The 25,970-nt window shown below is 74.0% G+C and carries 19 protein-coding genes, 2 tRNA genes and 1 riboswitch; of the genes, 12 read left to right on the forward strand and 9 right to left on the reverse strand.

Annotated elements, in window-relative coordinates; all coding sequences use genetic code 11:
• Window positions 1-37: 37 nt before the first annotated feature.
• Window positions 38-110, forward strand: a tRNA-Lys gene (locus tag ACGFMM_RS29195).
• 54 nt (window positions 111-164) lie between these two features.
• Here ACGFMM_RS29195 and ACGFMM_RS29200 read toward each other — a convergent pair.
• Window positions 165-1,679: a M12 family metallo-peptidase gene (locus tag ACGFMM_RS29200; protein WP_393649446.1), complete on the reverse strand. Its 1,515-nt coding sequence runs from the start codon at window positions 1,677-1,679 to the stop codon at window positions 165-167.
• A gap of 141 nt (window positions 1,680-1,820) precedes the next feature.
• Window positions 1,821-2,729 carry a sigma-70 family RNA polymerase sigma factor gene (locus ACGFMM_RS29205; RefSeq protein ID WP_393649447.1) on the reverse strand — a complete coding sequence of 303 codons (909 nt, stop codon included), beginning with the start codon at window positions 2,727-2,729 and terminating at the stop codon, window positions 1,821-1,823.
• A gap of 205 nt (window positions 2,730-2,934) precedes the next feature.
• Here ACGFMM_RS29205 and ACGFMM_RS29210 point away from each other — a divergent pair, with 205 nt between their 5' ends.
• The 7 genes from ACGFMM_RS29210 (at window position 2,935) to ACGFMM_RS29240 (ending at window position 9,229) form a co-directional block, all read left to right on the forward strand.
• Window positions 2,935-3,441: a rhodanese-like domain-containing protein gene (locus ACGFMM_RS29210; protein ID WP_393649448.1), complete on the forward strand. Its 507-nt coding sequence runs from the start codon at window positions 2,935-2,937 to the stop codon at window positions 3,439-3,441.
• Between the two features lie 86 nt (window positions 3,442-3,527).
• A tRNA-Met gene (locus tag ACGFMM_RS29215) sits at window positions 3,528-3,601 on the forward strand.
• Window positions 3,602-3,758: 157 nt separating this feature from the next.
• Window positions 3,759-4,151, forward strand: coding sequence for a hypothetical protein (locus ACGFMM_RS29220; protein ID WP_393649449.1), 393 nt, complete (start codon window positions 3,759-3,761; stop codon window positions 4,149-4,151).
• Between the two features lie 69 nt (window positions 4,152-4,220).
• Window positions 4,221-5,267, forward strand: a complete 1,047-nt coding sequence (locus ACGFMM_RS29225) for a PLP-dependent cysteine synthase family protein (RefSeq protein ID WP_393649450.1) — start codon at window positions 4,221-4,223, stop codon at window positions 5,265-5,267.
• Entirely contained in the window at window positions 5,267-6,493 is a 1,227-nt protein-coding gene (locus ACGFMM_RS29230; protein ID WP_393649451.1) for an MFS transporter, read from the forward strand. Before ACGFMM_RS29225 ends, ACGFMM_RS29230 begins: the two co-directional genes overlap by 1 nt.
• Window positions 6,494-6,623: 130 nt before the next feature.
• The gene (locus ACGFMM_RS29235; RefSeq protein WP_393649452.1) at window positions 6,624-7,775 is read left to right on the forward strand and encodes a PP2C family protein-serine/threonine phosphatase; all 1,152 of its coding nucleotides are present in this window, start codon (window positions 6,624-6,626) and stop codon (window positions 7,773-7,775) included.
• A 259-nt stretch (window positions 7,776-8,034) separates the two neighbouring features.
• A riboswitch (cyclic di-AMP (ydaO/yuaA leader) is annotated at window positions 8,035-8,168 on the forward strand.
• 11 nt (window positions 8,169-8,179) lie between these two features.
• A complete protein-coding gene (locus ACGFMM_RS29240; protein ID WP_393649453.1) occupies window positions 8,180-9,229 on the forward strand; it encodes a M23 family metallopeptidase in 1,050 nt (349 codons plus the stop codon).
• A gap of 20 nt (window positions 9,230-9,249) precedes the next feature.
• Here ACGFMM_RS29240 and ACGFMM_RS29245 read toward each other — a convergent pair whose 3' ends face one another.
• The 4 genes from ACGFMM_RS29245 to ACGFMM_RS29260 all read right to left on the reverse strand — a co-directional run bounded on the left by ACGFMM_RS29245 (window position 9,250) and on the right by ACGFMM_RS29260 (window position 14,381).
• Window positions 9,250-10,626, reverse strand: coding sequence for a PrsW family intramembrane metalloprotease (locus ACGFMM_RS29245; protein ID WP_393649454.1), 1,377 nt, complete (start codon window positions 10,624-10,626; stop codon window positions 9,250-9,252).
• Between the two features lie 26 nt (window positions 10,627-10,652).
• Entirely contained in the window at window positions 10,653-11,372 is a 720-nt protein-coding gene (gene trmB, locus ACGFMM_RS29250; protein ID WP_393649470.1) for a tRNA (guanosine(46)-N7)-methyltransferase TrmB, read from the reverse strand.
• Window positions 11,373-11,479: 107 nt separating this feature from the next.
• The gene (gene lhgO / locus ACGFMM_RS29255) at window positions 11,480-12,715 is read right to left on the reverse strand and encodes an L-2-hydroxyglutarate oxidase (RefSeq protein ID WP_393649455.1); all 1,236 of its coding nucleotides are present in this window, start codon (window positions 12,713-12,715) and stop codon (window positions 11,480-11,482) included.
• A 127-nt stretch (window positions 12,716-12,842) separates the two neighbouring features.
• Window positions 12,843-14,381: an MFS transporter gene (locus ACGFMM_RS29260; RefSeq protein ID WP_393649456.1), complete on the reverse strand. Its 1,539-nt coding sequence runs from the start codon at window positions 14,379-14,381 to the stop codon at window positions 12,843-12,845.
• Between the two features lie 599 nt (window positions 14,382-14,980).
• Here ACGFMM_RS29260 and ACGFMM_RS29265 point away from each other — a divergent pair.
• Window positions 14,981-17,137 carry an asparagine synthase-related protein gene (locus ACGFMM_RS29265; protein WP_393649457.1) on the forward strand — a complete coding sequence of 719 codons (2,157 nt, stop codon included), beginning with the start codon at window positions 14,981-14,983 and terminating at the stop codon, window positions 17,135-17,137.
• A gap of 11 nt (window positions 17,138-17,148) precedes the next feature.
• Here the strand turns inward: ACGFMM_RS29265 and ACGFMM_RS29270 are convergent, their stop codons facing one another.
• Both ACGFMM_RS29270 and ACGFMM_RS29275 read right to left on the reverse strand, forming a co-directional pair.
• Complete coding sequence (locus tag ACGFMM_RS29270) at window positions 17,149-19,128, reverse strand: sigma-70 family RNA polymerase sigma factor (RefSeq protein WP_393649458.1); 1,980 nt, start codon at window positions 19,126-19,128, stop codon at window positions 17,149-17,151.
• Between the two features lie 231 nt (window positions 19,129-19,359).
• Window positions 19,360-20,139 carry a TetR/AcrR family transcriptional regulator gene (locus ACGFMM_RS29275; RefSeq protein WP_393649459.1) on the reverse strand — a complete coding sequence of 260 codons (780 nt, stop codon included), beginning with the start codon at window positions 20,137-20,139 and terminating at the stop codon, window positions 19,360-19,362.
• Window positions 20,140-20,536: 397 nt separating this feature from the next.
• On the opposite strand from ACGFMM_RS29275, the gene ACGFMM_RS29280 reads away from it, so the two are divergent.
• Both ACGFMM_RS29280 and ACGFMM_RS29285 read left to right on the forward strand, forming a co-directional pair.
• Window positions 20,537-21,982, forward strand: coding sequence for an NAD(P)/FAD-dependent oxidoreductase (locus ACGFMM_RS29280; protein ID WP_393649471.1), 1,446 nt, complete (start codon window positions 20,537-20,539; stop codon window positions 21,980-21,982).
• A 103-nt stretch (window positions 21,983-22,085) separates the two neighbouring features.
• The gene (locus ACGFMM_RS29285; RefSeq protein ID WP_393649460.1) at window positions 22,086-23,717 is read left to right on the forward strand and encodes a SpoIIE family protein phosphatase; all 1,632 of its coding nucleotides are present in this window, start codon (window positions 22,086-22,088) and stop codon (window positions 23,715-23,717) included.
• 23 nt (window positions 23,718-23,740) lie between these two features.
• On the opposite strand, the gene ACGFMM_RS29290 is transcribed toward ACGFMM_RS29285, so the two are convergent.
• Window positions 23,741-25,030: an MFS transporter gene (locus tag ACGFMM_RS29290; RefSeq protein WP_393649461.1), complete on the reverse strand. Its 1,290-nt coding sequence runs from the start codon at window positions 25,028-25,030 to the stop codon at window positions 23,741-23,743.
• A gap of 133 nt (window positions 25,031-25,163) precedes the next feature.
• On the opposite strand from ACGFMM_RS29290, the gene ACGFMM_RS29295 reads away from it, so the two are divergent.
• The gene (locus ACGFMM_RS29295) at window positions 25,164-25,685 is read left to right on the forward strand and encodes a MarR family winged helix-turn-helix transcriptional regulator (protein ID WP_393649462.1); all 522 of its coding nucleotides are present in this window, start codon (window positions 25,164-25,166) and stop codon (window positions 25,683-25,685) included.
• Window positions 25,686-25,970: the final 285 nt, after the last annotated feature.

Consider the following 25,970-nt stretch of genomic DNA (forward strand, 5'->3'; position numbering starts at 1 on the left):
CGGCCGCGTCCGGCTATGCTCGGGGGTGACTCGCCGAGGGCCGTTAGCTCAATTGGCAGAGCAGCGGACTTTTAATCCGTTGGTTGTGGGTTCGAGTCCCACACGGCCTACGAGTCGTCACGCGGACGCCCCGCCCCTCTCTTGAGGGGCGGGGCGTCGCGCGTTCAGGCGCGTCGTTCGAACCTCGCCTCGACCGTGTGCGCCGTGGCCATCGGGAGCGTCAGCGCCGGGTCCTTGTGGGCGAGGGCCCGGCCGTCCAGTTCCCAGCCCGCGAAGACGTGGCCCGCCGCCGGCGTCGCCGTCACCGTGATCTCCGTCGTCGGACGGTACGGGCCCCACGTGGCCGGCGTCACCGTGCCGCCCGTGGCCGGGCTCGCGGTCAGCGTCAGGGCGTGGCGCTCCACCGGCGTGGCCGGGGTGCGGTACGCCGCCACGATCGGGGCCGTCCAGCGGGCCACGCGGGCGTTGTCGTTGCGGGCGTCGCCCAGGGGCCGGCCCTCCCAGGGGCGCACGGTGTTCGCGTACCGGTTGACCGGGGCGCACGCGTCGGGGCAGGAGGAGCCGTACGCCATGAGGGTGTGGAAGCGGCCGTCCGCGGTGATCCAGCCGGTGCTGTACGGGGTGGTCAGCGACCGGGTGTAGTCCAGGCCGCCGGTCTGGCGCTCCAGGGTCGCCCGGTCGTGCCACAGGCCCAGGTTGTGGCCCACCTCGTGGCCGAAGTTGAACCAGTCGACGACGCTGTCGACGTCCGTCACCGAGTACGCCTGGCGGTCCGTCGACGCCGACGGCGGCTGCGGCAGGCTGCCGTGTCCGGTGCTGGATCCGGCCGGGACCGTCACCAGCAGCGCGGCCAGGTCCGCGGCGTGACGCTCGCGCAGTTCGGCTGCGGGCGCGCCGAGTTGGGCCTCGTCGGGGTCCTTCAGCTTCAGGTACGCGTCCTCCGCGTTCTCGCTGCCGTCGTACCGGGCCTCGTACGAGGCCACCACGTCGACGCTCGCCCGCACCCCGCTGTCGGCGAGCGCGCTGTCGAGGGCGGCGTCGGCGAGCGCGATCCGGGAGCGCATCGCCGCCGCGCCGCCGATGCGCTCGGCGGCTGCGGGCGTGTAGCCGACGGTCATGTCGATGACGACCGGGGCGGGTTCGCCCTCCGCGGGCGGCTCGCCCGGCGTGGCCCCCTGCGCCGGCACCTCGTCCGGCACCGGCTTCGGCCTCTTGCGCGGGTCGATCTCCGCGATCCGGACCCGGCCCGGCCGGCCCGGCGCGGAGGAGAGCGTGTACGTGCGCGGGTCCAGGGTCACCACCGCGTCCACCGCCGTCGCCGCGGCCCGGGCGTCCGGGGCACACGCCCCCGTCACCGTCAGGAGCACCGTCCGCTCCGGGTGTCCGGGGACGTGCCCCGCCCAGGTCACCGTGGAGTGCGCGTCCCGCTCCACCCGGTCCGCGACCGCGGTCACCGACACGTCGGGGAACAGCTCCAGAGTGCGCACCCCGGGCGCGCCGGCCGGGCCGGCGGTGCACAGCGGCGCGTACTCCTTCGGGTCGAGCGGCTTCGTACGGCTGCGCAGCACCCACGCCGGCTCGTCGGCCACCGGGTCCGTGTCGGACGCCGCCGGGGGCGAGGCGAGCGAGGCGAGGGCCAGCAGCCCCGCCCCGACGAGCAACGAGCGGTGGCTGCGCATGGCTTCTCCCGAGAGGTCGACCGGTGTCGATCAGTCAGTGAAGTCGGGCGGGCGGGGCCGGAGCCACGTCCGCCCGCCGGCGCAACACCCGTACGAAGGGTTCCTTCACCCGTGCGGGTGACTCCCGGGGCGGGCGGGTGCTCAGTCCAGCGCGCTCACGTCGAGCCGCTCCAGGCGCTCCGGGTCGGCCAGGATGTCCATCTGGACGATCAGGCCCTCCTCGGACACCGTGAAGGCGAGCAGCGCGACCGCCCGGCCGTCCTGCAGCGAGAGCACGCCGGCGTTGCCATTGACCAGGACCGGCACGCCCTGCGCCTGGAAGCGGGCGAAGGAGAGGGCCTGCGAGGCGACTGCCTCCGGGCCGCGGACCAGCTTGGTGGCGGCGGCCCGCAGCGAGCCGCCGTCGGCGCGCAGCACGACGTCCGGGTCGAGCACCGCGAGCAGGCCCTCGAAGTCGCCACCGCGGGAGGCCGCGAGGAACGCGTCGACGACCTTCCGCTGCCGGGTGACGTCCCGCTCCGGCTCCGGGGCCGCGCCCTGCACCCGGCGGCGGGCCCGGCTGGCGAGCTGGCGGGCGGCGGCCGGGGTGCGGTCGACGAGCGGGCCGATCTCGTCGAAGGACACCCCGAACATGTCGTGCAGCACGAACGCGAGCCGCTCCGCCGGGTTCAGCGTCTCCAGGACGACGAGCAGCGCGAGGCCGACCGAGTCGGCGACCAGCGCCTGCTGTTCGGGGTCGGCGGTCCGCGCGACCGGGTCCGGGGCCGCGCGGAGCACGGGGTCGGGGACGTGCACCCGGGCGTCGAGCGAGTCCTCGCGGCGGGAGGTGCGCGAGCGCAGCATGTCGAGGCAGACCCGGCCGACGACGGTCGTGAGCCAGCCGCTGAGGTTCTCGACGGCGGAGGTGTCGCTGCGGTTCAGCTTGATCCAGGCCTCCTGGACGGCGTCCTCCGCCTCGCTGACCGAGCCGAGCATCCGGTACGCGACCGCGCGCAGCCGGCCGCGGTCGGCCTCGAAGCGCCGGGCGAGCAGGTCCTTGTCCGGGTTCATGTCGTCGGTTCCCCTCGTCGGCCCGGCGCGGCGCCGGGCCCTCGTCGTCATGACGGGCCGCGCGCGGACGATGTGACCGGTCCGCGTCCCGGCACGTGAGATCCCCGCCGGGCCGCGCCCGACGCACGGGATTCCCCGGCCGATCCGGGCAAGCGCCGGGAATCCCCACTTCAGCCCGATGATCTTCGTCCGTAGGTTCTCAGACATGACGACGACGCACCCGCAGAACACCGCAACCGCCAACCCCGTGCTCCGCGTGCCGCCCGCCTCCCCGGCCGCGGCCGCCGCGTACTTCTCCGCGAGCCTCGCTTTCCACGCCGACGTCTCCGACGTCGCCGCCGCGCTCGCCGACGCCCGCGCCGCCGGCGGCGACCCGGGCTTCGTGGTCCTCGACTCGCGCTCCACCGCCTCCTGGGACCAGGGCCACGTCCCCGGCGCGCTCCATCTGCCGACCGCGCAGATCGCGGAGCAGGCCGAGCGGCTCCTCGACAAGAGCGTGCCGGTCGTCACGTACTGCTGGGGCCCCGGCTGCAACGGCGCGACCCGCGCCGCGCTCGCCCTCGCCGAGCTGGGCTACCAGGTCAAGGAGATGCTCGGCGGCTTCGAGTACTGGGTGCGCGAGGGCTTCGCGTACGAGACCTGGGAGGGGCCCGCGCAGAGCGCCGCGGACCCGCTGACCGCACCGGTCGACTCCGACGACTGCGGCTGCTGAAGAGGGCACTGAGACCAGGGTCACGCCGCTGTGGCGAAATCCGATTTCCGATGCTGCTCCGGATGACGTACTGTTGGGTTCACCGACGCGGGGTGGAGCAGCTCGGTAGCTCGCTGGGCTCATAACCCAGAGGTCGCAGGTTCAAATCCTGTCCCCGCTACTGAAGACGAAGGCCCGGATCCATTCGATGGATCCGGGCCTTCGTGCATGTCCGAGGCTGAAGCGCTTGGGTCCGGGGGCCGTTGTGTGAACACTGGCCGAATTCCAGCCCGCCTCTTTGCAGTCGCAGTCTCGTCGCCCGTAGTGTCACGTGCGCCATGAGTGACCAGCGTGCGGCCGAACTGCGACGGGTACGACGGCGGCTGCCCGCCGTCGTCCTCCTGCTCGCCCTCGCCGCCCTGCTCGTGAGCCTCTGCCACGGTTCGCACGGGCACAGCCTCCCGGTCACCGGCGCCTCCGGCATCCCCGTCGCCTCCGCGCCCGAGCTGCCGCACGGCTGCGAGCGCCCCGACGAGCGCTGGACCTTCGACGCGCACCTGCCCGCCCAGGCCGCCCCGCAGCCCGCCGCCCCCGACGAGGGCGGCGCCGCGCCCCTCGCGCACCGGCACACCCCGGTCGCCGCCCCGCACCTCGCGTGCGTCCGCGACCGCGCCGGTCCCGGCCCCGCGCCCGACAGTCTGCGCCTCGCCCTGGGAGTCGACCGGAACTGAGCCGGGCCCGTCCGCACACCACGACAGGCTCCGTTCTTTTCCGCACCCACTTCCAGGGATGTGCACATCATGAGCAAGCTGCTGTCCGCCGCCGACCAGATCGCCCTGCAGACCGTCGGCAACACCCCCACCCTCTGGGTGGACGAGGGCCCCGGCACCGGTTACTGGGCCAAGCTGGAGGGCTTCAACTTCGGCGGCATCAAGGACCGCGCCGCCCTCCACATGGTCGAGGAGGCCCGCCGCCGCGGCGATCTGAAGCCCGGCGCGCCGATCGTCGAGTCCACCTCCGGCACCCTCGGCCTGGGCCTCGCCCTCGCCGGCGTGCTGCACGGCCACCCCGTCCACGTCGTCACCGACCCCGGCCTGGAGCCCATCGTCGAGCGGATGCTCGCCGCCCACGGCGCCCGGGTCCACGTCGTCACCGAGCCCAGCCCGCAGGGCGGCTGGCAGCAGGCCCGCATGGACAAGGTCGCCGAACTGCTGCTCCGCCTCGACGGGGCCTGGTGGCCCAACCAGTACCAGAACCCCGACAACCAGCAGGCGTACGAAGGGCTGGCCGCCGAGCTCTCCGAACGGCTGGACCGGATCGACGTCCTGGTCTGCGCGGTCGGCACCGGCGGCCACTCCGCCGGCATCTCCCGGGCGCTGCGCGCCACCAGCAGCCCGGCGCTCGAACTCGTCGGCGTCGACAGCATCAACTCGACCGTATTCGGCCTCCCGGCCGGCGAGCGGCTGATGCGCGGCCTCGGCTCCTCCATCCACCCCGGCAACGTCGACCACGGGGCCTTCGACGAGATCCACTGGGTCGCCCCGGCCGAGGCCGTCCGCGCCGCGCGCCGGCTCGCCGCCCGGCAGTTCGCCAGCGGCGGCTGGAGCGTCGGCGCGGTCGCGCTGGTCGCCGGCTGGCTGGCCCGCACCCGGCCGCGCGGCGTGCGGATCGCGGCGGTCTTCCCCGACGGGCCGCAGCGCTACTTCGACACCGTCTTCAACGACGAGTACTGCGCCGCGCACGGGCTGCTCGACGGCCCGGTGCGCGGGGCGCCCGTCGCGTACGAGGACGGGGGCGCGGTCACCGCGTGGACCCGGCGCGTCCTGGACCGGAAGGCGGAGCGCTGATGCGGCGCATCTGGCGGCAGAGCCGCAGCTTCGACCCGGCCGTCCGGCTGCTGTTCCTCAACCAGCTGACCATCAACCTCGGCTTCTACATGCTGATGCCGTACCTTGCCGCGCACCTCGCGGACGGGCTCGGCATGGCGGCCTGGGCGGTCGGCCTCGTGCTCGGCGTGCGCAACCTGTCCCAGCAGGGCATGTTCCTGGTCGGCGGGGCGCTCGCCGACCGGCTCGGCTTCAAGCCGCTGATCGTCGCCGGGTGCGCGCTGCGCACCGTCGGCTTCGGGGCGCTGGCGTTCGCGCAGTCGCTGCCGGTGCTGATCGCGGCCTCGGTGGCGACCGGCCTCGCCGGTGCGCTGTTCAACCCGGCCGTGCGGGCGTACCTGGCGGCGGAGGCGGGGGAGCGGCGCGTGGAGGCCTTCGCCCTGTTCAACACGTACTACCAGGCGGGGATCCTGCTCGGGCCGCTGGTGGGGGTGGCGCTGACGGGGGTGTCCTTCGGGCTGACCTGCACGGTCGCGGCCGTGCTGTTCGCGCTGCTGACGCTCGTACAGCTGCGGCACCTGCCGGCCCGGGCCAAGGCCGCCGGGGAGCCGGGGGCGGACGGCCGGGGGCAGTTCCGGGCGGTCCTCGCGAACCGGTCCTTCTGGCTGTTCTCGCTGGCGATGACCGGCTCGTACGTGCTGTCGTTCCAGGTGTACCTGGCGCTGCCGCTGGCGGCGGACTCGACGACGGCGACGACCGCGCTGTTCGTGGTCTCCGCGCTGGTCACGCTCGGCGGCCAGCTGCGGATCACCGACTGGTGCAGGCGGCGGCTGACCCGGAACCGCTGCCTGGTGCTCGGGCTCGCCCTGATGGGCGTGGCGTTCCTGCTGCCCGCGGCGGTGCCTGCGGTGGCGGGGCTGCTGCTGTGCGCGGCGGTCCTGGCGGTGGCGAACGCGGTGCTCTACCCCTACGAGATGGACACCGTCGTCGCGCTCGCCCGGGACCGCTGGGTGGCCACGCACTACGGGCTCTACAACACCGTCTGCGGGATCGGGATCACCCTCGGGAACCTGGGCACGGGCGTGCTGCTCGACGCGACCGGCGTGCGCTCGCCGCTGCCGTGGCTGGCGATGTGCGCGGTCGGGCTCGGGTGCGCGGGGGCCGTGGCGCTGCTGGCCCGCGGCGGGCATCTGGCCGCGCCGCGGCAGAAGGAGAACGAAGGGGCGGCGGCGGCCGTTCCCGGCTGATGCCGCGCGCCGTCCGGGGGCCGGTGTCCCCCGGACGGCCGACGGCGGGTCGCCGCGCGGCGCGGCTCCGGCCAGCCTGGACGGGGCGGAGTACCGTCCGCAGCTCGGGCGGACCGGCGGGAGAGCACAGGTGGGGCGACGATCGGTGGAGGGCGGCAGGGGCGAGGCGACGCCCCCGGGCGGGCGGCGGTTCGTCCGCGCCCTGCCCGCGCTCGTGATCCTCGGCGGGGCCGTCTTCGACCTGGCCACCCCGCCGGAGTACACCGCCGCGCCGTTCTACTCCGCCGCCCCGCTGATCGCCGCGCCGTTCTACTCGTTCCGCACCACGCTGCTGACCGCCATCGTCGCCGTGGTGATGAGCGTGGCGCTGCACACGTACAACGACACGGCCACCGACGTGCCCGCGATCATCGAGACCGTCACCGTCCTGACGGTCTCGATGTTCGCGCTGCTGATCAACGGGGTGGTGCGGCGCAGCGGCGAGAAGCTCGCCTCCGCGCGGGTCGTCGCCGAGACGGCGCAGAAGGCCGTGCTGCCCACGCCCGCCCGGCGGATCGGCGGGCTGCAGGTGGCGGCCCGCTACGAGGCGGCCCAGGCGGACGCGTTCATCGGCGGCGACCTGTTCGCCGTCCAGGACACCCCGCACGGGGTGCGGCTCGTCGTCGGCGACGTGCGCGGCAAGGGGCTGGACGCGGTGGAGGCGGTGGCGGTGGTCATCGGCGCGTTCCGGGAGGCCGCCGAGCAGGAGGACGCGCTGGAGGACGTGGCGCAGCGGCTGGAGCGGGCGCTGTTCCGGGAGGGCCGGCGGCGCGGCAGCCTGGACGCCTTCGAGGGCTTCACCACCGCCGTGCTCGCCGAGATCCCGAACGGCCGGGCCCGGGTGCGGATCGTCAACCGGGGCCATCCGGAGCCGCTGCTGCTGCACGCGGACGGGGGCCTGGAGCGGCTGACGCCGAGCCAGGCCGCGCTGCCGCTGGGCATGGGCGATCTGGCCTCCTGGCCGGACCAGGTCGACGAGCGGCCGTACCCGACGGGCGCGACGCTCCTCTTCTACACGGACGGGCTGTCCGAGGCGCGCGACGGGGACGGGGTCTTCTACGCCCCGGGGGAGCGGCTGGCCGGCCGGATCTTCCAGGGGCCCGAGGCGCTCCTGGACGCGCTGGTCGACGATGTGCGCCGGCACACCGGGGGCGGTGCGACGGACGACATGGCGCTGCTGGCGGTGAGCCGGCCCGCGCTGGGGCAGCCGGAGCGGCGGCGGACGATGCCGGTGGTGCCGTGACATGCCGTGTGAAGGCCTTCGTGACGATCCGTGAGCGAAGGATCTCGGAGAGATAACGCTGACGTGTTGTCACTTCGTGAACAGTTGCTCGAGTCTCGTCAAGAGCCCGGTCAACTCGCCCGTTTCCACCCTGTTCTGGCTGGTTAAGTCCAGGCCAATGCCCGTAATGATCAAGAGGAACAGCTTGGAATCGGGCCCGCGTGTCTATTAACGTTCGATAACGCAGCGCGGTCGTCCCAGCCGTCGCCAGAGACGGCACCGTGCGCACGCGCCGAATCCCGCAAGGGAACCGGGGAACCACCTATTGGGGTGAATCGGGTCGAAGTTGACCCGTAGGAGACCTTCCTGCTCCGAACCCGTCAGCTAACCCGGTAGGCGAGAAGGAAGGAAAGGAGTACGCCTCCGTGGCGTCCAACCCTGCTGCTCCCGAGACCCACTTCGACGCCTATGGCGCCCCGATGGCCGGGGGAGGCGACTTCACGGAGGAGTGGAACCCCAGCGAGGACACGCTCCGCCCGACCCGCGGCCGGCACCGCGTCGTCAAGCAGCGCAGCATCGCCCGCAGCTCCACCGTCCTCGGCGTCGGCGTCATCGCGGCGGTCGGCGCGGGCGGCCTGGCCACCGCCAAGGAGAGGCCCCCGGTCGCGATCTCGCTGCCGGACATGAACCTGCCCGCCGCCGAGGACCTGCCCGGCGTCGGCTCCCTGATCTCCGACGACTCCCAGAGCACCGACAACAAGGTCGGCCCGCTCACCCAGGCGTCCCTCAGCCTGCCCGCCGCCGACGGCGGACAGAGCGGCTCCATCGAGGCGGCCGACGCGGGCGAGGCCCTGCGCGCCCGCATCCTCCAGCAGGCCGAGCAGCAGCAGGCGACGGCCGAGGCCGAGGCCAAGGCCGCCGCGGAGAAGGCGGCCGCCGAGAAGGCCGCCACCGAGGCGAAGACCCAGCAGACCGCTGCCGCCACCGCGCAGAAGGCCGCCGCCGAGGCCAAGGCGAAGGCCGAGGCGGAGGCCAGGGCCAAGGCGGAGGCGGCCCGCCGGGCGGCGCTCGCCGCCAGCTACTCGCTGCCCACCTCCTCGTACACGATCACCTCCGAGTACGGCCAGGCCGGCTCGATGTGGTCCTCCGGCTACCACACCGGCCTCGACTTCGCCGCGCCCACCGGCACCCCGGTGAAGGCCGTGCACGGCGGCACCATCAAGTCGGCGGGCTGGTCCGGCTCGTACGGCTACCGGATCGTCCTCGAGCTCGAGGACGGCACCGAGGTCTGGTACGCCCACCTGTCCTCGATGACCGTGAGCGCGGGCCAGACGGTGACCACCGGCGACACCATCGGCCGCGTCGGCGCGACCGGCAACGTGACCGGCCCCCACCTCCACCTGGAGGTCCACACCGCGGGCGGCGCGGGCATCGACCCGGCGGCCTGGCTGCGGGACAAGGGCCAGAGCATCTGACGCACGCGGCTGAGCAGACCTCAGGCGCGGTACGGGTTCGGACCCGTGTAGTCGCGGTGCGGCGGGGGCGGCGGAGCCGGGCGGAACCGGCCGGTCGCCCCCGCCGCGTACGTGAGCGCCGGTGAGGCGAACTCCTTGCGCTGCCACAGGTGGTGCAGCAGCTCCTGCTCCCGCGCCGTGAAGTCCGCGTCCGCCGTGCCCCGGTGGGCCCGGTCGCGCAGGAACGCCAGGCTCGTCGCGAACCCTTCGTACTCGTGCACCGCGCGCGCCGCGGCGGGACCGTACGCGGCGGAGGCGAACGAACGGGCCATGGCGCGGGCCCGCATCGACGACAGCGCGAGCGGTTCGGCGGGGGCGAGCCAGCCGGCCGCCGCGTACGCCGGGAGCCGCCCGGATATGGTGCGCAGCTCGCGCTGCCGGCTCCAGATCGCGAGCCAGGTCAGCAGGGCGAGGGCCGGCACCATGAACGCCCCGTACACCGCGAGGAAGCCGAGCGGGCTGCGGACGGCCGAGCCGTTCCACAGGGCGTGCACCCCCATCGCCAGGAGCAGTCCGCCGAGCGGCAGCAGGACGCGGCGGGCCCGGCGCCGGCGGGCGGTGGCCGCGGCGAGGCCGAAGCCGATGCCGGTGCAGACGGTGAACAGCGGGTGCGCGAGCGGCGTCAGCACGATCCGCCCGAAGAAGGTCCCGACGGTCTTGGAGCCGAGGACGCTCGCGCCGGTCGCCAGGTCCTCGCCGAAGGCGCTGCCGAGATAGAGGATGTTCTCGGTGAAGGCGAAGCCGGTCGCGGTGACGCCGGCGACGACGACGCCGTCGACGAGACCGGTGAAGTGGCGGCGGCGCAGCAGGAAGAACAGCAGCAGGGCGGCGCCCTTGACGCTCTCCTCGACGACCGGGGCGACGAAGGTCGCGCCGAGGCTGAGCACGTCGTCGGGGTCGGTGGTGGCCGTGGCGCCGGCGATCCAGCGGATCGCGAAGGTGTTCGCGGTGAGCGCCATGAGCGCGGCGGCGCCGGAGCCCCAGGCGAAAGCGAAGATCAGGTTCTTCCACGGGCCGGGGTCGACCCGGTCGAGCCAGCGGAACGCGGCGAGGAGCAGCGGGACCGGGAGCACCGCGAGACCCAGGCCGGCGACGAAGCCCTCGGTGCCGGTCTTCTCGCGCAGCAGCGCCAGGAGCACCAGGCCGCACAGGGCGAGGACACCGAAGACGGCGGTGGCGCGCAGGGCCCTGCGGTGCCGCAGCGCCCACCGCGGGCGGTAGCGCCACTGCGCGCGGTCGCCCGGCGCGGTGGGCGGGGCTTCGGCGTCGGCCGTGGGCACGGCAGCGGCAGCCGTGGGTACGGCGGCGGCGTCGGCTGCGGGCACGGCGTCGGCTGCGGGCACGGCGTCATTCGGCACGGTCCGACGTTAGCCGCGGGGAGGGGCTACTTCCTGCGAAAAAGAAGATCATGCACCCGGTGCCCCTTGTCGAGGCCCTGGCCCTCGAAACGGGTCAGCGGGCGGAAGGCGGGGCGGGGCGCGAAGCCGCCGTCGGCGGCGGTGTTCTCGAAACCGGGGTGCGCGCCGAGCACCTCGAGCATCTGCTCGGCGTACGGCTCCCAGTCGGTGGCGCAGTGCAGGACGGCGCCGGGCCTCATCCGCGTCGCGGCGAGGGTGAGGAATTCCGGCTGGATGAGGCGGCGCTTGTGGTGCCGCTTCTTGGGCCACGGGTCCGGGAAGTAGACGCGGACGCCGGCGAGGGCGTCGGGGGCGAGCATCTCGCGGAGCAGGATGATCGCGTCGCCGTTGGCGACGCGCACGTTGTCCAGGCCGTGCCGGTCGGCGAGACCAAGGAGGTTGCCCTGGCCGGGGGTGTGGACGTCGACGGCGAGGATGCCGGTGTCCGGGTCGTCGGCCGCCATCTGCGCGGTGGCCTCGCCCATGCCGAACCCGATCTCCAGCACGACCGGCCGTCCGCCGAACATCGCGTCGAGGTCGAGCACGCTCCGCCCGTCGATGTCGAGCCCCCAGTCGGGCCACCGCTTGAGCAGCGCCTCGGCCTGGCCTGCGGTCACGCGGCTGCGCCGTGGCTGGAAGCTCCGGATCCGCCGCTCGTGATGCGACCCGGCCGGATCGGGCGCGGGCCCTTCCCCGGGCGCGAACATACGACTGCCGCGGCGGGCGGGGGCGGGGGCGGAGGTTTCACGGATCTCAGACACAATGCGTCCGATTTTACGCGCCACGCCGAGCGGCACGTCGGCCCGTGCGGGCGCTACAGGTGGCTCAGCGCCCGGCGCGCGATCTCGCGGCCGATCGGCAGCGACGCCGTCGCCGCCGGCGACGGGGCGTTGAGGACATGGACCGTCCGCGGCGACTCCTTGATCAGGAAGTCGTCCGCCAGGGTGCCGTCCCGCAGCACCGCCTGGGCGCGGACGCCCGCCGGCGCGGGGCGCAGATCGGACTCCTCGACCGACGGCAGCATCCGCCGCACCGCCTCCGCGAAGGCGCGCTTCGACAGGGAGCGGCGCAGCTCGCCCGCTCCGTACCGCCAGTGCTGCCGGGCGATCTGCCACGCGCCCGGCCAGGCCAGGGTGGCGGCCAGCTCGCCCGGGCGGACCGTCGTCCAGCCGTAGCCCTCGCGGGCCAGCGCCGGCACCGCGTTCGGGCCGACGTGCACGCCGCCGTCGACGCCCCGCGTCAGATGCACCCCGAGGAACGGGAACGCCGGATCCGGGACCGGGTACACCAGGCCCCGCACCAGCGACGGCCGCGCCAGCTCGTAGTACTCGCCGCGGAACGGGACGATGCGCATCCCGGGGTCGTCTCCCGCGAGCCGGGCCACCCGGTCGCAGTGCAGCCCCGCGCAGTTCACCAGGGTCCGGCCCCGCACGATCCGCCCGTCCGCCGTACGGACCGCCACGCCCCACGGCCGCCGGTCGACCGCGACGACCTCCGCGCCGTACAGGACATCCGCCCCGGCCGCCCCCGCGGCCTCCGCCAGCTGGGCGGCGACCGCCCCGTAGTCGCAGATCCCCGTCGTGCCGACGTGGATCGCCGCGATCCCGCGCACCCGGGGCTCGTACTCGCTGATCTGCGCCGGCCCCAGCTCCCGCACCGGGATCCCGTTCTCCCGGCCCCGCTGCACCAGGGCGTGCAGCCGCGGCAGCTCGTCCCGCCCGGTGGCGACGATCAGCTTGCCGGTGACCTCGTGCGGGATGCCGTACTCGGCGCAGAACTTCACCATCTCCGCCGCGCCCGTCACGGCGTACCGCGCCTTCAGGGAGCCGGGCCGGTAGTAGATCCCGCTGTGGATCACCCCGCTGTTGCGGCCCGTCTGATGCCGCGCCGGGGCGAGCTCCTTCTCCAGGACGGCGACCTTCGTGCCCGGCCGCGCGCGCGTCAGCGCGTACGCCGTCGACAGACCGACGATCCCGCCGCCGACGATCAGCACATCACAGTCGTACGCGTACGACGACGCGTACGACGACGCGGACCCAGACCCGGACACCAGTGCCACCTCCCACCCCGATAGTGCACTGGCCCGCTGACAATCCCGCTAAACGCCCACGACGTGGGATGCGTGTCACGCGTCCGGAAAACCGACGGAACCGACGGAACCGACGGACCCCGCAGTACTACGCCGGCGTCGTCAGGAGCGGCCGCGCCCGCTCCCGCAGCTCCATCACCCGAGGCTCGTCGCCGTACGGCTCCAGGCGGTGCAACAGGTCCCGCACGTACTCCGTCGTCCGCGCCGACGAGATCCGCCCCGCGACCTCCACCGCCCGCACGCCCGCCGCGCACGCCGCGTCGAGGTTCCCCGACTCCAGCTCCGCGACCGCGCTCACCACCAGGCGTAAGCCGTGCGAGCGGACGAACTCCTCGGTCGGCCGCGACAGCGCCTGCTCGGTGAACCTCCGCACCTGACGCGGCGCCTTCAGGTCGCGGTAGCACTCGGCCGCGTCCGCCGCGAACCGGTCCTCCGAGTAGAAGCCCAGCCACGACGGGTCCGCGTCGCCCTCCCGGGACCGCTCCAGCCAGCCCTCAGCCGCCTTCAGTGCCGCGCCCGCCGCCGCCGCGTCGTTCGCCTTGGCGTGCGCCCGTGCCTCGACCAGCCGGAAGAACGACATCGTGCGTGCCGTCGCCAGACCCCGGTTGCGTTCCAGGGCGGCCTGGGCGAGGTCCACGCCCTCGTCGGCGAAGCCGCGGTACGTCGCCTGCAGCGACATCGAGGCGAGCACGTATCCGCCGAGCGGCACGTCCGCCGCCGCGCGGGCCAGCCGCAGGGCCTGGATGTAGTACCGCTGCGCCGCCTCCTGCTGCCCGGTGTCGAAGGCCATCCAGCCGGCCAGCCGGGTCAGCTCCGCCGTCGCGCCGAACAGGGCGCGGCCGACCTCGTCCGAGTACGAGCCGAGCAGCAGCGGCGCCGCGTCGACCCGCAGACACTCCGGGACCATCGAGGAACGCCAGTCGCCGCCCCCGTACTTGGAGTCCCAGCGGCGGGCGTCCTCCGCGGCCTCGCGCAGCTTGGCGACGTCGCTGTGGCCCACCCGGGGGGACCCGTCGTCGGGCAGCTCGGGGGTCTCGGGAGCTTCGGAGGCCGGGGCGGCAGCGTCGGCCGCCGAAGCCGTGCTCTTCGCTCCGTTCGTGCTGCTCGCGCTGTTCGTGGCGTCCGCGCCGTTCGTACCGTCCGCCGGGGCCTGTCGTGCCACCGACGGGTCGGCGGGGGTTATCAGCCAGCGGGAGGCGGGCGTCGCGTATGCGCTGACCGAGAACGAGCCCGCGAGCGACTGCCAGATGCCGGCGCCGCCGCCCCGCCGACCGGCGAGATCCAGCCGGTACAGCTCCGTGGCCGAGCGGACCGCCTCGCCGACGTCACGCGGGAAGGCGAGCCCGACCTCGGGGGCCGGGTCGGCGTCCGCCAGCCCGATCTCGTGCAGGGGGACGGGGCGGCCGAGCTTCTGTCCGATCGCGGCGGCGATCAGGTGCGGGGCGGCGCCCTGCGGCACCATGCCCTTCGACACCCATCGCGCCACCGACGTCTTGTCGTAACGAAGCGTCAGACCGCGCTGCGCACCGAGGTCGTTGACCCGCCGGGCGAGGCCGGCGTTGCTGATTCCCGCGAGGGCGAGAACCGTGCCGAGCTTGTCGTTCGGCCCGCGTTGTTCCCTGGACATGCGCCACCCCTCGACACCCAGACGGCCGCCACGACGCCGGGCATAGGCGTGCGGCATTCGTAAACCCAGCGTAGTTCGCCGCATCCCGACCGTTAAGAGGCGGTGTTCCCTATGGCGGGATTGTGGTGCGTACGGGGGGATGGGCGGGCGGCCGCGGCCGGTGATCGTGCTCCGGGCGTGTGGCCGTGCGCCCGCCCGTGCGCTCTCGTCCGGCGCTCCGGGGAGCGCTTCCATGGGCAGTGCGTGGGTCGGCCCGCTGTGCGAAGCGGCAGTGGGCTGGGGGATACCGCCGCCCCAATCCCCGCGGGCGGCGGAAGGGTCCGGGAGGCGAGCGGCGCCTCCCGGACTGTCACCCGGAGCCGAGGACGGCCCGTACGGGACACCTTTCGTGTCGCGACACGCCCGAACCGTCCCGCGCCGAGAATGGCCGAATGACGACGGTGGGCCGAGTCGTCGCGGACCGTCGGCAACTGGCCAATGCCAGGGGCGCATTCGCGTTTTGCGTGCGCGACCCGGAGCCGCTCCCGTGCGCCCTCCGCCGTGGCAGCATGTTCTCCACTGGATGTGACGAAAGTTGTCCACAGTCTGTGGAGGCAGCGATGCGGTGGCTGGTCGGCTGGAGCAGTATCGCCGCGCGCTTCGGCACGCGCACCCGCGTCGGGCCCGCCGGCGCGGCGCAGTTCACCGGCGGCCCCGCAGGTTTCGCCGACTCCGCCGGCGCATACGGCGACGCGTCCGAGGGACTCACCCTCCACCCCGTCGGCGCCCAACTCCTGTGGGGCGACCCCGATCCGCTGTGGGCTGTCGGCGACTGGCGGCCCGACGAGATCCGCGTCGTCTCCGTCGACGCCGACACCCGCCTTGCGGTGCTGGGCTGTTGTGCCGCGAGCGACGAACAACTGAAGGTGGCGCTGTTCGCGGCGCGCGGCGGGGCGCTGCGGCATCTCACCGCCTGGGCCGGGAGCCACACCGTCGTCGTCCAGGCCGGCCGCCGCATCACCGTCACCGGCGACCTCGCCGGCGCCCGGCCCGTGTTCCACACCCCGTGGGCCGGCGGCACCGCGTACGCCACCGCCGCCCTCCCGCTCGCCGACCTCATCGAGGCGCAGCTCGACATCGGGCACCTCGCCGCACTGCTCGCCTGCCCCGAGACCCCCGAGGCGCTGCGCGACTCCACCCCGTACGAAGGCGTCCACCGCGTCCTGCCCGGCCACGCGCTCGTCCTGCGCGAGGGCTCCCGCGAGATCACCGGGTACGAGCCGGTCGCCTCGCTCGCGGTCGCCGCGCCCGAGAAGGACCCCCGGCAGGCCGTCGACGGGGTGCGGGACGCACTCGTCGACGCCGTACGGGCCCGGCTCACCGCGCCCCGGCACGCGCCGGACGCCCTGCCGCCCGACCCGGGACCCGTGCCCGGCATGGGGCCGGCCGAACGCCGGGCCGCCCGCGGGGCGGTGCCCGCGCCCGGCATCGGCGCGGACCTGTCCGGCGGCAGCGCGTCCGGCACGCTCGCGCTGCTCGCCGCGGGGCTGCCCGGGGTGCCCGGCACGATCCTCGGGCACGGCACCGGCGCGGGGGAGCGGCTGCTCGCCGTCACCTTCAACGACCTGGCGACCCGGGGCCGCGAGGACGAACTGGAGCGGGCCCGGGCGCTGGCCGCCAACCCCCGGCTGCACCACGTCGTCGTCCCCGCACACGACGAGGCCCTGCCGTACGCCGAGCTCGACGGGCCGCTCACCGACGAGCCCGGGCCCTCGCTGGTCACCGCCGCCCGACACCGGCGGCGGCTCGCGGCCGGCAGCGCGGACCACCTCACCGGGCTCGGCGCCCGGCAGGTCCTCGACGCCCACCCGGCGCGGCTCGCGGACCTCCTGATGGACCGCCGGCGCAGGTCCCTGGTGCGCCCGGTGACCGCGCTGGCGAAGGCGACCGGCCCGTCGGCGGAGGCGCTGCTCGTTCCGCTGACCGTGTACCGCGCCGCCCGGCGCCTCGCCCGTACGCCGTACCGCACCGGTCTGGAGACCGCAGCGGCCGGACTGCTCCACGCGAACCGCGCCGCGGTCGCCGCGCACGGCCCCCTGGAGGCCTCGCTCGCCGCGCTGACCTGGTCGCGCCCGGGACCGGCGGCGCGCTGGCTGACCGGGGAGGCGCTGGCCGAGGTGTCGGCCCGGCTGAACCGGGCGGCGACGCTGCCGACGTCCGTGCAGCGGCCCGGCGAGTCCCGTGCCCGGGCCGCGCTGGCCCGCGCGGCGGCCGACCACCGCATCCTGGAACAGGCCGCGGAGATCCGCAGCCAGCGCCTTCACACCCCGTTCCTCGACAACCAGGTCGTCCGCGCCTGCCGCGAACTGCCCGAATCCCTCCGGGTCCAGCCCGACGCCAGGGCGACGATCCTCCGCTCCGTCCTCTCCGGCGCCGGCATCCACGACCTGCCCCCCGGCTGGGGCGCGGCCGGCGGCGCTCCCGCGGCGGCCGCCACCCGCGCGGGCCTGCGGGCGGCCCTCCCCGACCTCCTGGCCCTCTTCACCGCCCCGCTCCTCGCCGACGCCGGCCTGATCGAGGCCCGCGTCGTCCGCCGCGCCCTGCGCGCCGCCGCCGACGGCGAACCCGTCCCCCTCGACGGCCTCGCCGACCTGGTCTCCACCGAACTCTGGCTCCACCGCCTCCTCGCCCGCCGAGGCACCTGCTGGACCGGCACCGCGGCCCCCCGCCAACGCGCAGTCGCGGGCGGCGTACCGACGCGCGCGTCGCTGGGGTAGGGCGGGAGCCGTCAGGCGCAGCTGATGCGGGAGTTCGCCCAGTCGGCGACGGCCGCGCGGCCGAAGGGGGTGTGCGGTTCGACGAGCAGGGTGATCGTGCGGACGCCCGTCAGGGGGACGTGGACCGGGACCGGGGGGTCGCCGGCTTCGACGACCTTGGAGCGCCAGACGCGGTTGCCGTCCGCGAGGACCACGAAGCGGACCCCGCCGACGCCGAGGTCGGCGCTCAGGTCGTCGATGCCGGCCACCGCGTCGTAGCTGCTGCACTGCCGGTTCAGGTCGATGACCAGGGACGACGGGGAGTGGACGCTGACGCCGTGGGCGTAGGGCGTGCCGCCCATGTACAGGCCCTGGCGCTGCCACATCCAGGTGCTCTCGCCGAGCCGCACCTCCGGCTTGGTGCCGTCGCCGAACGTGCCGTACTCCAGCTCGCTGATCCGGTACGCGGACGGTGCGGGCTTCGGCTTGGGCTTCGGGGCCGGCTTGGGTTTGGGCTTCGGTTCGGGGGCCGGCTTCGGCTTCGGGGCCGGCTTGGGCGGCGCCGGCGTCGGCGTGGGGGTCGGGGTGGGCGTCGGTCTCGGCTTCGGCGCGGGGGCCGGCGGCGGAGGCGGCGTCGGCGTGGGTGCCGGCGGCGGGGGCGGCTGCTCGGCGGGGGCGGCGGCCGGCGGGGTCGGCGCGGGCTTCGCCACCGGCTCCTGCGGGTCGCCGGACAGCGCCCAGACCAGGCCCGCGGCCGCGGCGACGGCCCCCGCCGCGGCGATGCCCGCCTTCGCGGGCGCGCCCAGCCCCTCCGCCGCGGCGGCCGACGAGGCCCCCGCGGTCGACGAGCCGGACGCCGCCCCGGTCGCCGCGGCCGCCGCTCCCGCGCCGGTCGCGCCCACCACACCGCCGACCACCACGCCGCCGGCCTTGATCGCGTACCCGGCCGCGAACCAGCCGATGACCGCGATCGGCAGCAGCGCCGGGATCCCGGCGTTGACGTGTTCGAGTTCGCCCGCCGCGAGCCGGCACTTGGCGCACTCGTCCAGGTGCTTGCGCAGTCCGCGCTCGGCCCGCATCCGCAGCCCGCCGCGGGCGTACGCGCCGAGCCGGTCCGCGTACCGCGCGCAGTCCCCGGCCGAGGTCAGCGTCTGGCTGACGTGGGCCTGCAGGTACGCCTGCTTCAGGCCCTCCCGGGCCCGGCTGGCGAGCACGGCGGTGGCGTTCGGGGTCAGTCCGAACAGCGGCGCGACCTCGCTCGGCGACTCCTCCTCGACGGTGGTGTGCCACAGCACGGCCTGCCAGCGCTCCGGCAGCGACCGGAACGCCTGCAGGGCCAGCGTCTGTTCGGCCTCCTGCATGGCGCGGACGTCCGCGCCCAGCTCCAGCGTGTCGTCGTCGGAGACCTCGGCGGAACGCGCGGCCTGCTCCGCGAACAGCGCGAAGTCCTCGACCAGATGCTCCCGCTTCTGCGACTTCAGCCAGGTCGCGGCCACCCGGCGGACCGTGGTCATGAGGTACGCGCGGACCGCATGCTCGGGCCCCGCGCCGCCGCGCACCGCCTGCAGGGTGCGGGCGAACACCTCGGCGGTCAGGTCGTCGGCGGTGTGTGCGTCGCGGCAGCAGGTGCGGGCATAGCGGCGGACGGCCTCGGAGTGGCGGCGAAACAGTTCTTCGTACGCGCTGTCGTCGCCGCCGCGCATCCGCTGGATCAGCTCGACGTCGGCGGGCGGCAGGTCCAGCGGCGGGGGCAGCACGGAACCGGTCCCCCTGGCCTCCCGCTGCGCGGGCACGCTCGGGTCGACCGGGTGCGCGGGCATATCAGCGGAGGACACATGCGCGGCGGACGCACCGGAGGCGGACGCACCCGAGGCAGGCACACCCGCGGCAGTCACACCGGCGGAACCCAGCGGTCCGCCCTGGTTCGGCACCTGACCGGAAGGCAGCCCTCCGGGCTCCGTCTCCGTGGCGCCGTGCTCCCCCTGCGGCTCGTCCCGACCCTCACCGCTCATCGCGGAAGCCCCCGTTTGCACGCTCAGAACCGAACACCGGCCAAGAGTGCCACAGGGCGCGCGTACGCCGAACCCCCGCGTGAGTCAACCACTCGTCCGGGCAGACTTCGCGGGTACGGGCGTAACCGATCACTCGTTCGTGAAATGCTCAACGATCCGAGTGACGCCGGAGATTGACGGGACCGACGCCCGGCACGGGACGAACCGGACACCGGCCCCTTCACATCGATGTCACGCCGACGGACGCGAGCGCAGCCCCTCCAGCAGGATGTCGAGCAGCCGCGACGACGCCGCCGCCTGCTGCGCCGCGTCCGGCAGCGAGGGCGCCGCCGTCGCGATCACCAGCAGCACGTCCGCCACCGTCACGTCACCGCGCAGCTCGCCCGCGGCCCGCGCCCGGTCCACCAGCCGGCCGACGACCTCCAGGAGCTCCGAGGCCCCCGCGTCGTCCTGCTCCGCCGGCGGAGCCGTCCGCGGCGCGACCACCCGCGGCTCCGACTGCACGCCCATCACGACCCGCTGGGCCGGCACCCGCGCCCCGTCGTCCTCCGCGACCGGACCACCCAGCGGCTCGTCCGCGTCCACGCCGACCCGCAGTATCTGCGGCGGCAGCAGCCGGCCCGCGCCCGACGCCACCGACGTACGCAGGAACCGGGAGAGCGCCGACCACGGCTCCTCCTCCTGCCCCAGCGCCGCCCGCGCCTGCTCCGTCAGCCGGGAGGTCTCCTCCTCGGCTATCCGCCGGACCAGTACGTCCTTGCTCGGGAAGCGCCGGTACACCGTGCCGACACCCACCCGCGCCCGCCGCGCCACGTCCTCCATCGGAGCGCCGTAGCCCAGCTCGCCGAACACCTCGCGCGCGGCCCGCAGCACGTGCTCCAGATTCCGCTGCGCGTCCACGCGCAGCGGAGCGGAACGGCCCACCGCCGGACCCGCGGCCCCGCGACCGTTCACCACTCCGTCGGTCGGCGACGCGACGACGGCCTGCCAATGAGAATCCTGAATGTGCATAAGCGTTCCCCCGCTCATGATGTCTCCCCCCGGAGACTCCCCGCCCTGACGGCCGGGGACCGGTCACTTGCTCAGGTCCACGTCCACGACCCGACACCCCGACGAGGTACGAACATAGTTGAGTTGCGGTCAATTCAGAAGGGGCCGTTCCGTACGGTGCGCCCCCCGATCGGAGCAAGGGCCGGAACACTCCCGATTCTGACCCCTGCACGCACCCCCCACCCCTATCGTGACCTGCGCACTTCCCCGAACACCGACCCCATGCGCCCCCCCATGCCTCCATATCCCTCCGGTCACATGATTCGTCGGGCCTGTGGACAAACCCCGGACGGCGTTGCGTCATGGGACAGTGACCGAACCTGCGCGCATTCTCGTTGTCGGCGGTGGCTACGTCGGGATGTACACCGCGCTGCGCCTGCAGCGGCAGCTCAAGGCCGAGCTGAGAGACGGCGCCGTCGAGATCGTGGTGGTCACCCCCGAGCCGTACATGACGTACCAGCCGTTCCTGCCCGAGGCGGCGGCCGGCTCCATCTCGCCCCGCCACGTCGTGGTCCCGCTGCGCCGCGTCCTCGACCGGTGCCGGGTGCTCATCGGCGAGGTCCACCGGATCGAGCACGCCAAGCGCACCGTCACCCTCTCCACCCTCGCCACCGAGGAGGAGGGCACCGGCAACCTGCAGATGACGTACGACGAACTGGTCATCGCGCCCGGCTCGATCTCCCGCACCCTCCCCGTCCCCGGCCTGGCCGACTACGCCATCGGCTTCAAGGCCGTCGAGGAGGCCATCGGGCTGCGCAACCACGTCATCGAGCAGATGGACATCGCCTCCTCCACCCGCGACCCCGCCCTGCGCGACGCCGCCCTCACCTTCGTCTTCGTCGGCGGCGGCTACGCCGGCGTCGAGGCGCTCGGCGAGCTGGAGGACATGGCCCGCTACACCGCGCGGTATTACCACAACATCAAGCCCGAGGACCTGAAGTGGGTCCTCGTCGAGGCCTCCCACCGGATCCTGCCCGAGGTCGGCGAGGAGATGGGCACGTACGCCATCCGCGAGCTGCGCGCCCGCAACATCGACGTCCGCCTGGAGACCCGTCTGGAGTCCTGCGCGGACCGCGTCGCCGTGCTCAGCGACGGCACCCGCTTCCCCACCCGCACCGTCGTCTGGACCGCCGGTGTCCGGCCCGCACCCCTCCTCGCCGACACGGACCTGCCGCTCGACCAACGCGGCCGGCTCACGTGCACCGCGCTCCTCACCGTCGACGGCGTCGAACACGCCTGGGCCGCCGGCGACGCCGCCGCCGTCCCCGACGTCACCTCCGACGTGCCCGGCAAGGAATGCGCGCCCAACGCCCAGCACGCCGTCCGCCAGACCAAGGTGCTCGCCGAGAACATCGCCGCCTCCCTGCGCGGACAGCCGCTCAAGGAGTACGCGCACAAGTACGTCGGCTCCGTCGCCTCCCTCGGCCTGCACAAAGGCGTCGCGCACGTGTACGGGCGCAAGCTCAAGGGCTACCCGGCCTGGCTCATGCACCGCATGTACCACCTGAGCCGGATGCCCACGTTCAACCGCAAGGCGCGCATCCTCGCCGAATGGACCCTCGCCGGCCTGTTCAAGCGCGAGATCGTCTCCCTCGGCTCGCTCGAGCACCCGCGCGCCGAGTTCGAGATGGCCGCCGCGCCCCCGCCGAAGAAGAACAGCCCCGCAAGGCCCCCCGGGGACGCGCCGAAGAAAACACAGACGGAAACCCGGAAGGAAGCCCGCGAAGAACAGAAGGACGCGCACAATGACGCGCCGGACGACGGCCCCGCCGAGGAGCCGCGGAAGGGCCCGACAACCGGCTGACCCCCTGTCAGTGCGCTCGGTCACACTGGACGTGTGACCATAGGTGGGCTCACACCTGCACAGAGTGACCGCACGGCAACGACACCACGAGGCTTTGAGATCCGTGAACTTCACCCGCTGGAGCGCCCGGCTCCCCGGTACGCAGCGCCGCGCCGCGGCGCGGACCGATCGCGGCTCCGTGCCCGCGGCCCGCGGTGAGTACGAGCAGCAGCTGGAGTCCCTCCCCGAGGACGTGCCCGCCCTGGAGGACTTCTCCGTCCGCGAGGTCGTCGGCCGCCTCCCCGGCCTCGTCGCCCTGGTGTACGGGCCCGAGCACCGCATCGCGTACGTCAACGACGCCTACGCCGCCGCGTTCGGCCCCCGTCCCGCCGGCGCGACCGTCGCCGACACCTGCCCCGAGGCCGAGGAGCTCGGCCTGCTCCCGCTCATGGACCAGGTCCTGCGCAGCGGCAAGCCGCGCACGGTCAAGTCCCGCCGCACCCGCGACGGCGGCTCGTACACGGTCACCTGCCTGCCCGTCGACACCCCGCACCACGAGGCCGGCGGCGTCCTCGTGCACGCCGCCGACGTCACCGACCACGCCGAGGCCGCCGAGCGGCTGCGCGCCAGCGAACGCCGGCACCGCGAGACCGCCGTCACCCTCCAGCGCTCCCTGCTCCCGCAGGAACTGGAGCAGCCCGACGACCTGCGCATCGCCGCCACGTACCAGCCCGGCGGCACCGACGCGGCCGTCGGCGGCGACTGGTACGACGTGATCACCCTGGGAGCCGGCCGCACCGCGCTCGTCATCGGCGACGTGATGGGCCGCGGCGTGCGCGCCGCCGCCGTCATGGGCCAGCTCCGCACGGCCGTACGGGCCTACGCCCGCCTCGACCTGCCGCCGCACGAGGTCCTGCAGCTCCTCGACGGCCTCGCCGCCGAGATCGACGCCAGCCAGATCGCCACCTGCGTCTACGCCGTCCACGACCCCAACGAGGGCAAGCTCGTCTACGCCTCCGCCGGCCACCTGCCGATCCTCGTCCGCGACGAGGACGGCACCGTCCGCCGCGCCGAGGACCCCACCGGACCCCCGCTCGGCACCGGCGGCTGGCTGCACGCCTCCGGCTCCATCGACCTGCCGCCGGGCTCCACCGCCGTCCTCTACACCGACGGCCTGGTCGAACGCCGCCGCGAGGACATCGACGAGGGCGTCGCCGCCCTGGAGCGCGCGCTGGCCGGTGCGACGGGCGCACCCCAGGTCGTCTGCGACCGGCTGCTCCGCTCCCTCGGCGTCACCGCCGAACACGACGACGACGTCGCCGTCCTCGTCATGCAGCACCCGTCCCGCACCGGCCCGGACGCCGAGCTGTTCCACAACGCGGCCCTGGAGCTCCTCGGCGGCGTCGAGGCCGCGCCGCGCGCCCGCGCGTTCGCGTCGGGCGTGCTGTCCAGCTGGCGCTTCCCGGTCGAACTGCGCGACCTCGGGGTGCTCGCCACCAGCGAGCTGGTGGCGAACTCCCTCCAGCACGGCACCCCGCCGATGCGGCTGCGGCTGCGCCGCACCGACCGCCGGCTGATCATCGAGGTCACCGACGGCGACGACCACCTGCCCCGGCGCCGCCGCGCCGAGTCGGAGGACGAGTCGGGCCGCGGCATCTCGATCATCGCCACCATCGCCTCGTCCTGGGGCAGCCGCCGCACACCGGGCGGCGGCAAGGCGGTCTGGTGCGAGTTCGCCCTGCCGGACGCCCCCTAGGGCCGGTCCGGCGGACGGCCTGACTACGCGGTCGCGGTCTCGCGCTGCGGCTCGTGCCGGGCGACGATCTTCGACGGCTTCGCCGCGAGCGAGGGCTGGTTCTGCACCGGCGTGAGCTGCTTGCCGAGCCGCACCGCCAGGTACACGATGCCCAGCGAGAACAGCACGAAGGTCACGATGTACGGCCCGTGCAGCGTGGCCCCCATGGGCCCGCCGATCGCCGGGCCGACGGCCAGCGCCAGCTGCTTCACCAGGGCGAAGGCCGAGTTGTACGTACCGACCATCGACTCCGGCGCGAGGTCGGCCACCAGCGGGGCGACCGTCGGCGCCAGCATCGCCTCGCCGAGCCCGAACAGCGCGTACGTCGAGACGAACGCGGCCGTCGCCATGGCCTGGCTGCCGTGGCCGAGGCCCGCGTACCCGGCGAACAGCCACGCCACGGTCCAGATCAGACCCACGGCCGCGATGACCCGGGTGCGCTTGCGGCGCTCGACGAACTTCAGCACCACGAACTGGGCGGCCACGATGACGGCCGTGTTCGCGGCCAGGGCGATGCCCAGCGTCGACGGCTCGATGCCGGCGGCCTCGGTGCCGTACGCGGCCAGGCCCGACTCGAACTGGCCGTAGCAGGCGAAGAACAGCACGAAGCCGAGGACGCACAGCTGGACCATCGCCTTGTGCCCGAGCAGCGCCCGCACGCCGCCGGGCTGCGAGGAGCCCGGGCGGGCGGCCTGCAGGGCGGGGGAGCCCGGCATCCGCGCGGTCAGCACGATGGCGGCGAGGACGAGGAACATCACGGCCTCGATCGAGAACAGCAGCACGAAGCTGTCCGGCCGGCTCTCGTCGACCAGCTGGCCGCCGATCAGACCGCCGACGCCCAGGCCCAGGTTCTGCAGGAAGAACTGCGTGGCGAAGGACCGGGTACGCGTCGCCGGCGGCGAGCACCAGACGATCATCGTGGCGAGCGCGGGCTGCATCACGGCCGTACCGGCGCCCAGCACGGCGGCGGAGGCGACGGCGGCCGGGACGCTGCTCGCGAAGCCCAGACCCAACGCGCCGGCCGAGGCGAGGAGCGCGGCGACCAGAAGCACGGGCACGGGCCCGCGCCGGTCGATCGCGCGGCCGCTGAACGGCAGCACGACCAACGCGGCCATGGCGAAGACGGCGAGCACGGCACCGGCCGTGGTCGCCCCCAGCTCGCGCACCTGTGCCACGTACACATAGAGGTACGGCACGGTGAAGCCGAGCCCGAACGCGCTCAGCGCGCTCCCTGCCTGGATCCGGCGCATTGCTGCACCCATCGCCTTGGTCACGACCACCCACTCCGTCACGTGTGAGTTCAGATCCGTAGCCCTGAACCCTGAAGACTTAAACACTAAAGTTAGAACGTTAACAATACACATCCAAGGACTTCGACGCCAACGAGTTGCGTGGGATACTCGCCCCATGTCCGACACACAGGCGCAGCCCACGCGGGAACCGACCCTCGACGAGCTGATCGCCGCCTACCAGCGCGAGTACCGCGACCTCGACCCCCAGGTCGAGAAGGTCGTGTCCTCCCTCGGCCGGCTGAACCGGCGGATGAACGTGGCGTACGGCCGTCAGCTCTCCGACCTCGGCATCAGCAACGCGGAGTGGGAGGTCCTCAAGCACCTCGTGCTCGCCGGCGACCCGTACCGCCTCGGCCCCGGCGAGCTGGCCAAGCGACTCGGTCTCACCCCGGCCGCGATGACCCACCGCATCGACCGCATGGCGGGCGAAGGCCTGGTCACCCGCGACCGCGACGAGAACAACCGCGTCCGCGTGATCGTCGAGCTCACGGACGAGGGCCGCTCGAAGTGGTTGGAGGCCATGCGCATGGCGACGGACTTCGAGGCGGACGTCCTCCAGGACCTCACGCCCGACGAGCGCGGAGTCCTTGGCGACCTGCTGATCCGCCTGCTGGACCGGGTCGAGGGCCGGAGTTGACACACCCCTTCCGGATCCGTAGTGTTCTCCGAGTTGTCGCGGGGCCGTAACGGTTCTGCGACGCACATCCCGCCGCTGTAGCGGCAACTCAACTCGCACGGACTCCCGGAACGGGATCGATTTCGGCATGCCGAAATTCATTTCGAATGGCTCGATTATGAGCCGCCGGAGAAATCCGCTAGAGTTTGAGCGTCGGAACGGCCCAACAGCCGGAAAGACAACTCCCGCTGACTGGGAATCAGACGCCGAAAGGATCTGATAGAGTCGGAACCGCCGGAAGGGCCC

The sequence above is a fragment of the Streptomyces sp. NPDC048604 genome (assembly GCF_043199435.1).
Taxonomy (GTDB): domain Bacteria; phylum Actinomycetota; class Actinomycetes; order Streptomycetales; family Streptomycetaceae; genus Streptomyces.

Bases quoted from the DNA above. Each gene is read 5' to 3' on its own strand.
- ACGFMM_RS29200 (WP_393649446.1), bottom strand. From the start codon at position 1,679: ATGCGCAGCCACCGCTCGTTGCTCGTCGGGGCGGGGCTGCTGGCCCTC.
- ACGFMM_RS29205 (WP_393649447.1), bottom strand. From the start codon at position 2,729: ATGAACCCGGACAAGGACCTGCTCGCCCGGCGCTTCGAGGCCGACCGC.
- ACGFMM_RS29210 (WP_393649448.1), top strand. From the start codon at position 2,935: ATGACGACGACGCACCCGCAGAACACCGCAACCGCCAACCCCGTGCTC.
- ACGFMM_RS29220 (WP_393649449.1), top strand. From the start codon at position 3,759: ATGAGTGACCAGCGTGCGGCCGAACTGCGACGGGTACGACGGCGGCTG.
- ACGFMM_RS29225 (WP_393649450.1), top strand. From the start codon at position 4,221: ATGAGCAAGCTGCTGTCCGCCGCCGACCAGATCGCCCTGCAGACCGTC.
- ACGFMM_RS29230 (WP_393649451.1), top strand. From the start codon at position 5,267: ATGCGGCGCATCTGGCGGCAGAGCCGCAGCTTCGACCCGGCCGTCCGG.
- trmB (WP_393649470.1), bottom strand. From the start codon at position 11,372: ATGTTCGCGCCCGGGGAAGGGCCCGCGCCCGATCCGGCCGGGTCGCAT.
- ACGFMM_RS29260 (WP_393649456.1), bottom strand. From the start codon at position 14,381: ATGTCCAGGGAACAACGCGGGCCGAACGACAAGCTCGGCACGGTTCTC.
- ACGFMM_RS29265 (WP_393649457.1), top strand. From the start codon at position 14,981: ATGCGGTGGCTGGTCGGCTGGAGCAGTATCGCCGCGCGCTTCGGCACG.
- ACGFMM_RS29270 (WP_393649458.1), bottom strand. From the start codon at position 19,128: ATGAGCGGTGAGGGTCGGGACGAGCCGCAGGGGGAGCACGGCGCCACG.
- ACGFMM_RS29275 (WP_393649459.1), bottom strand. From the start codon at position 20,139: ATGCACATTCAGGATTCTCATTGGCAGGCCGTCGTCGCGTCGCCGACC.
- ACGFMM_RS29280 (WP_393649471.1), top strand. From the start codon at position 20,537: ATGTACACCGCGCTGCGCCTGCAGCGGCAGCTCAAGGCCGAGCTGAGA.
- ACGFMM_RS29295 (WP_393649462.1), top strand. From the start codon at position 25,164: ATGTCCGACACACAGGCGCAGCCCACGCGGGAACCGACCCTCGACGAG.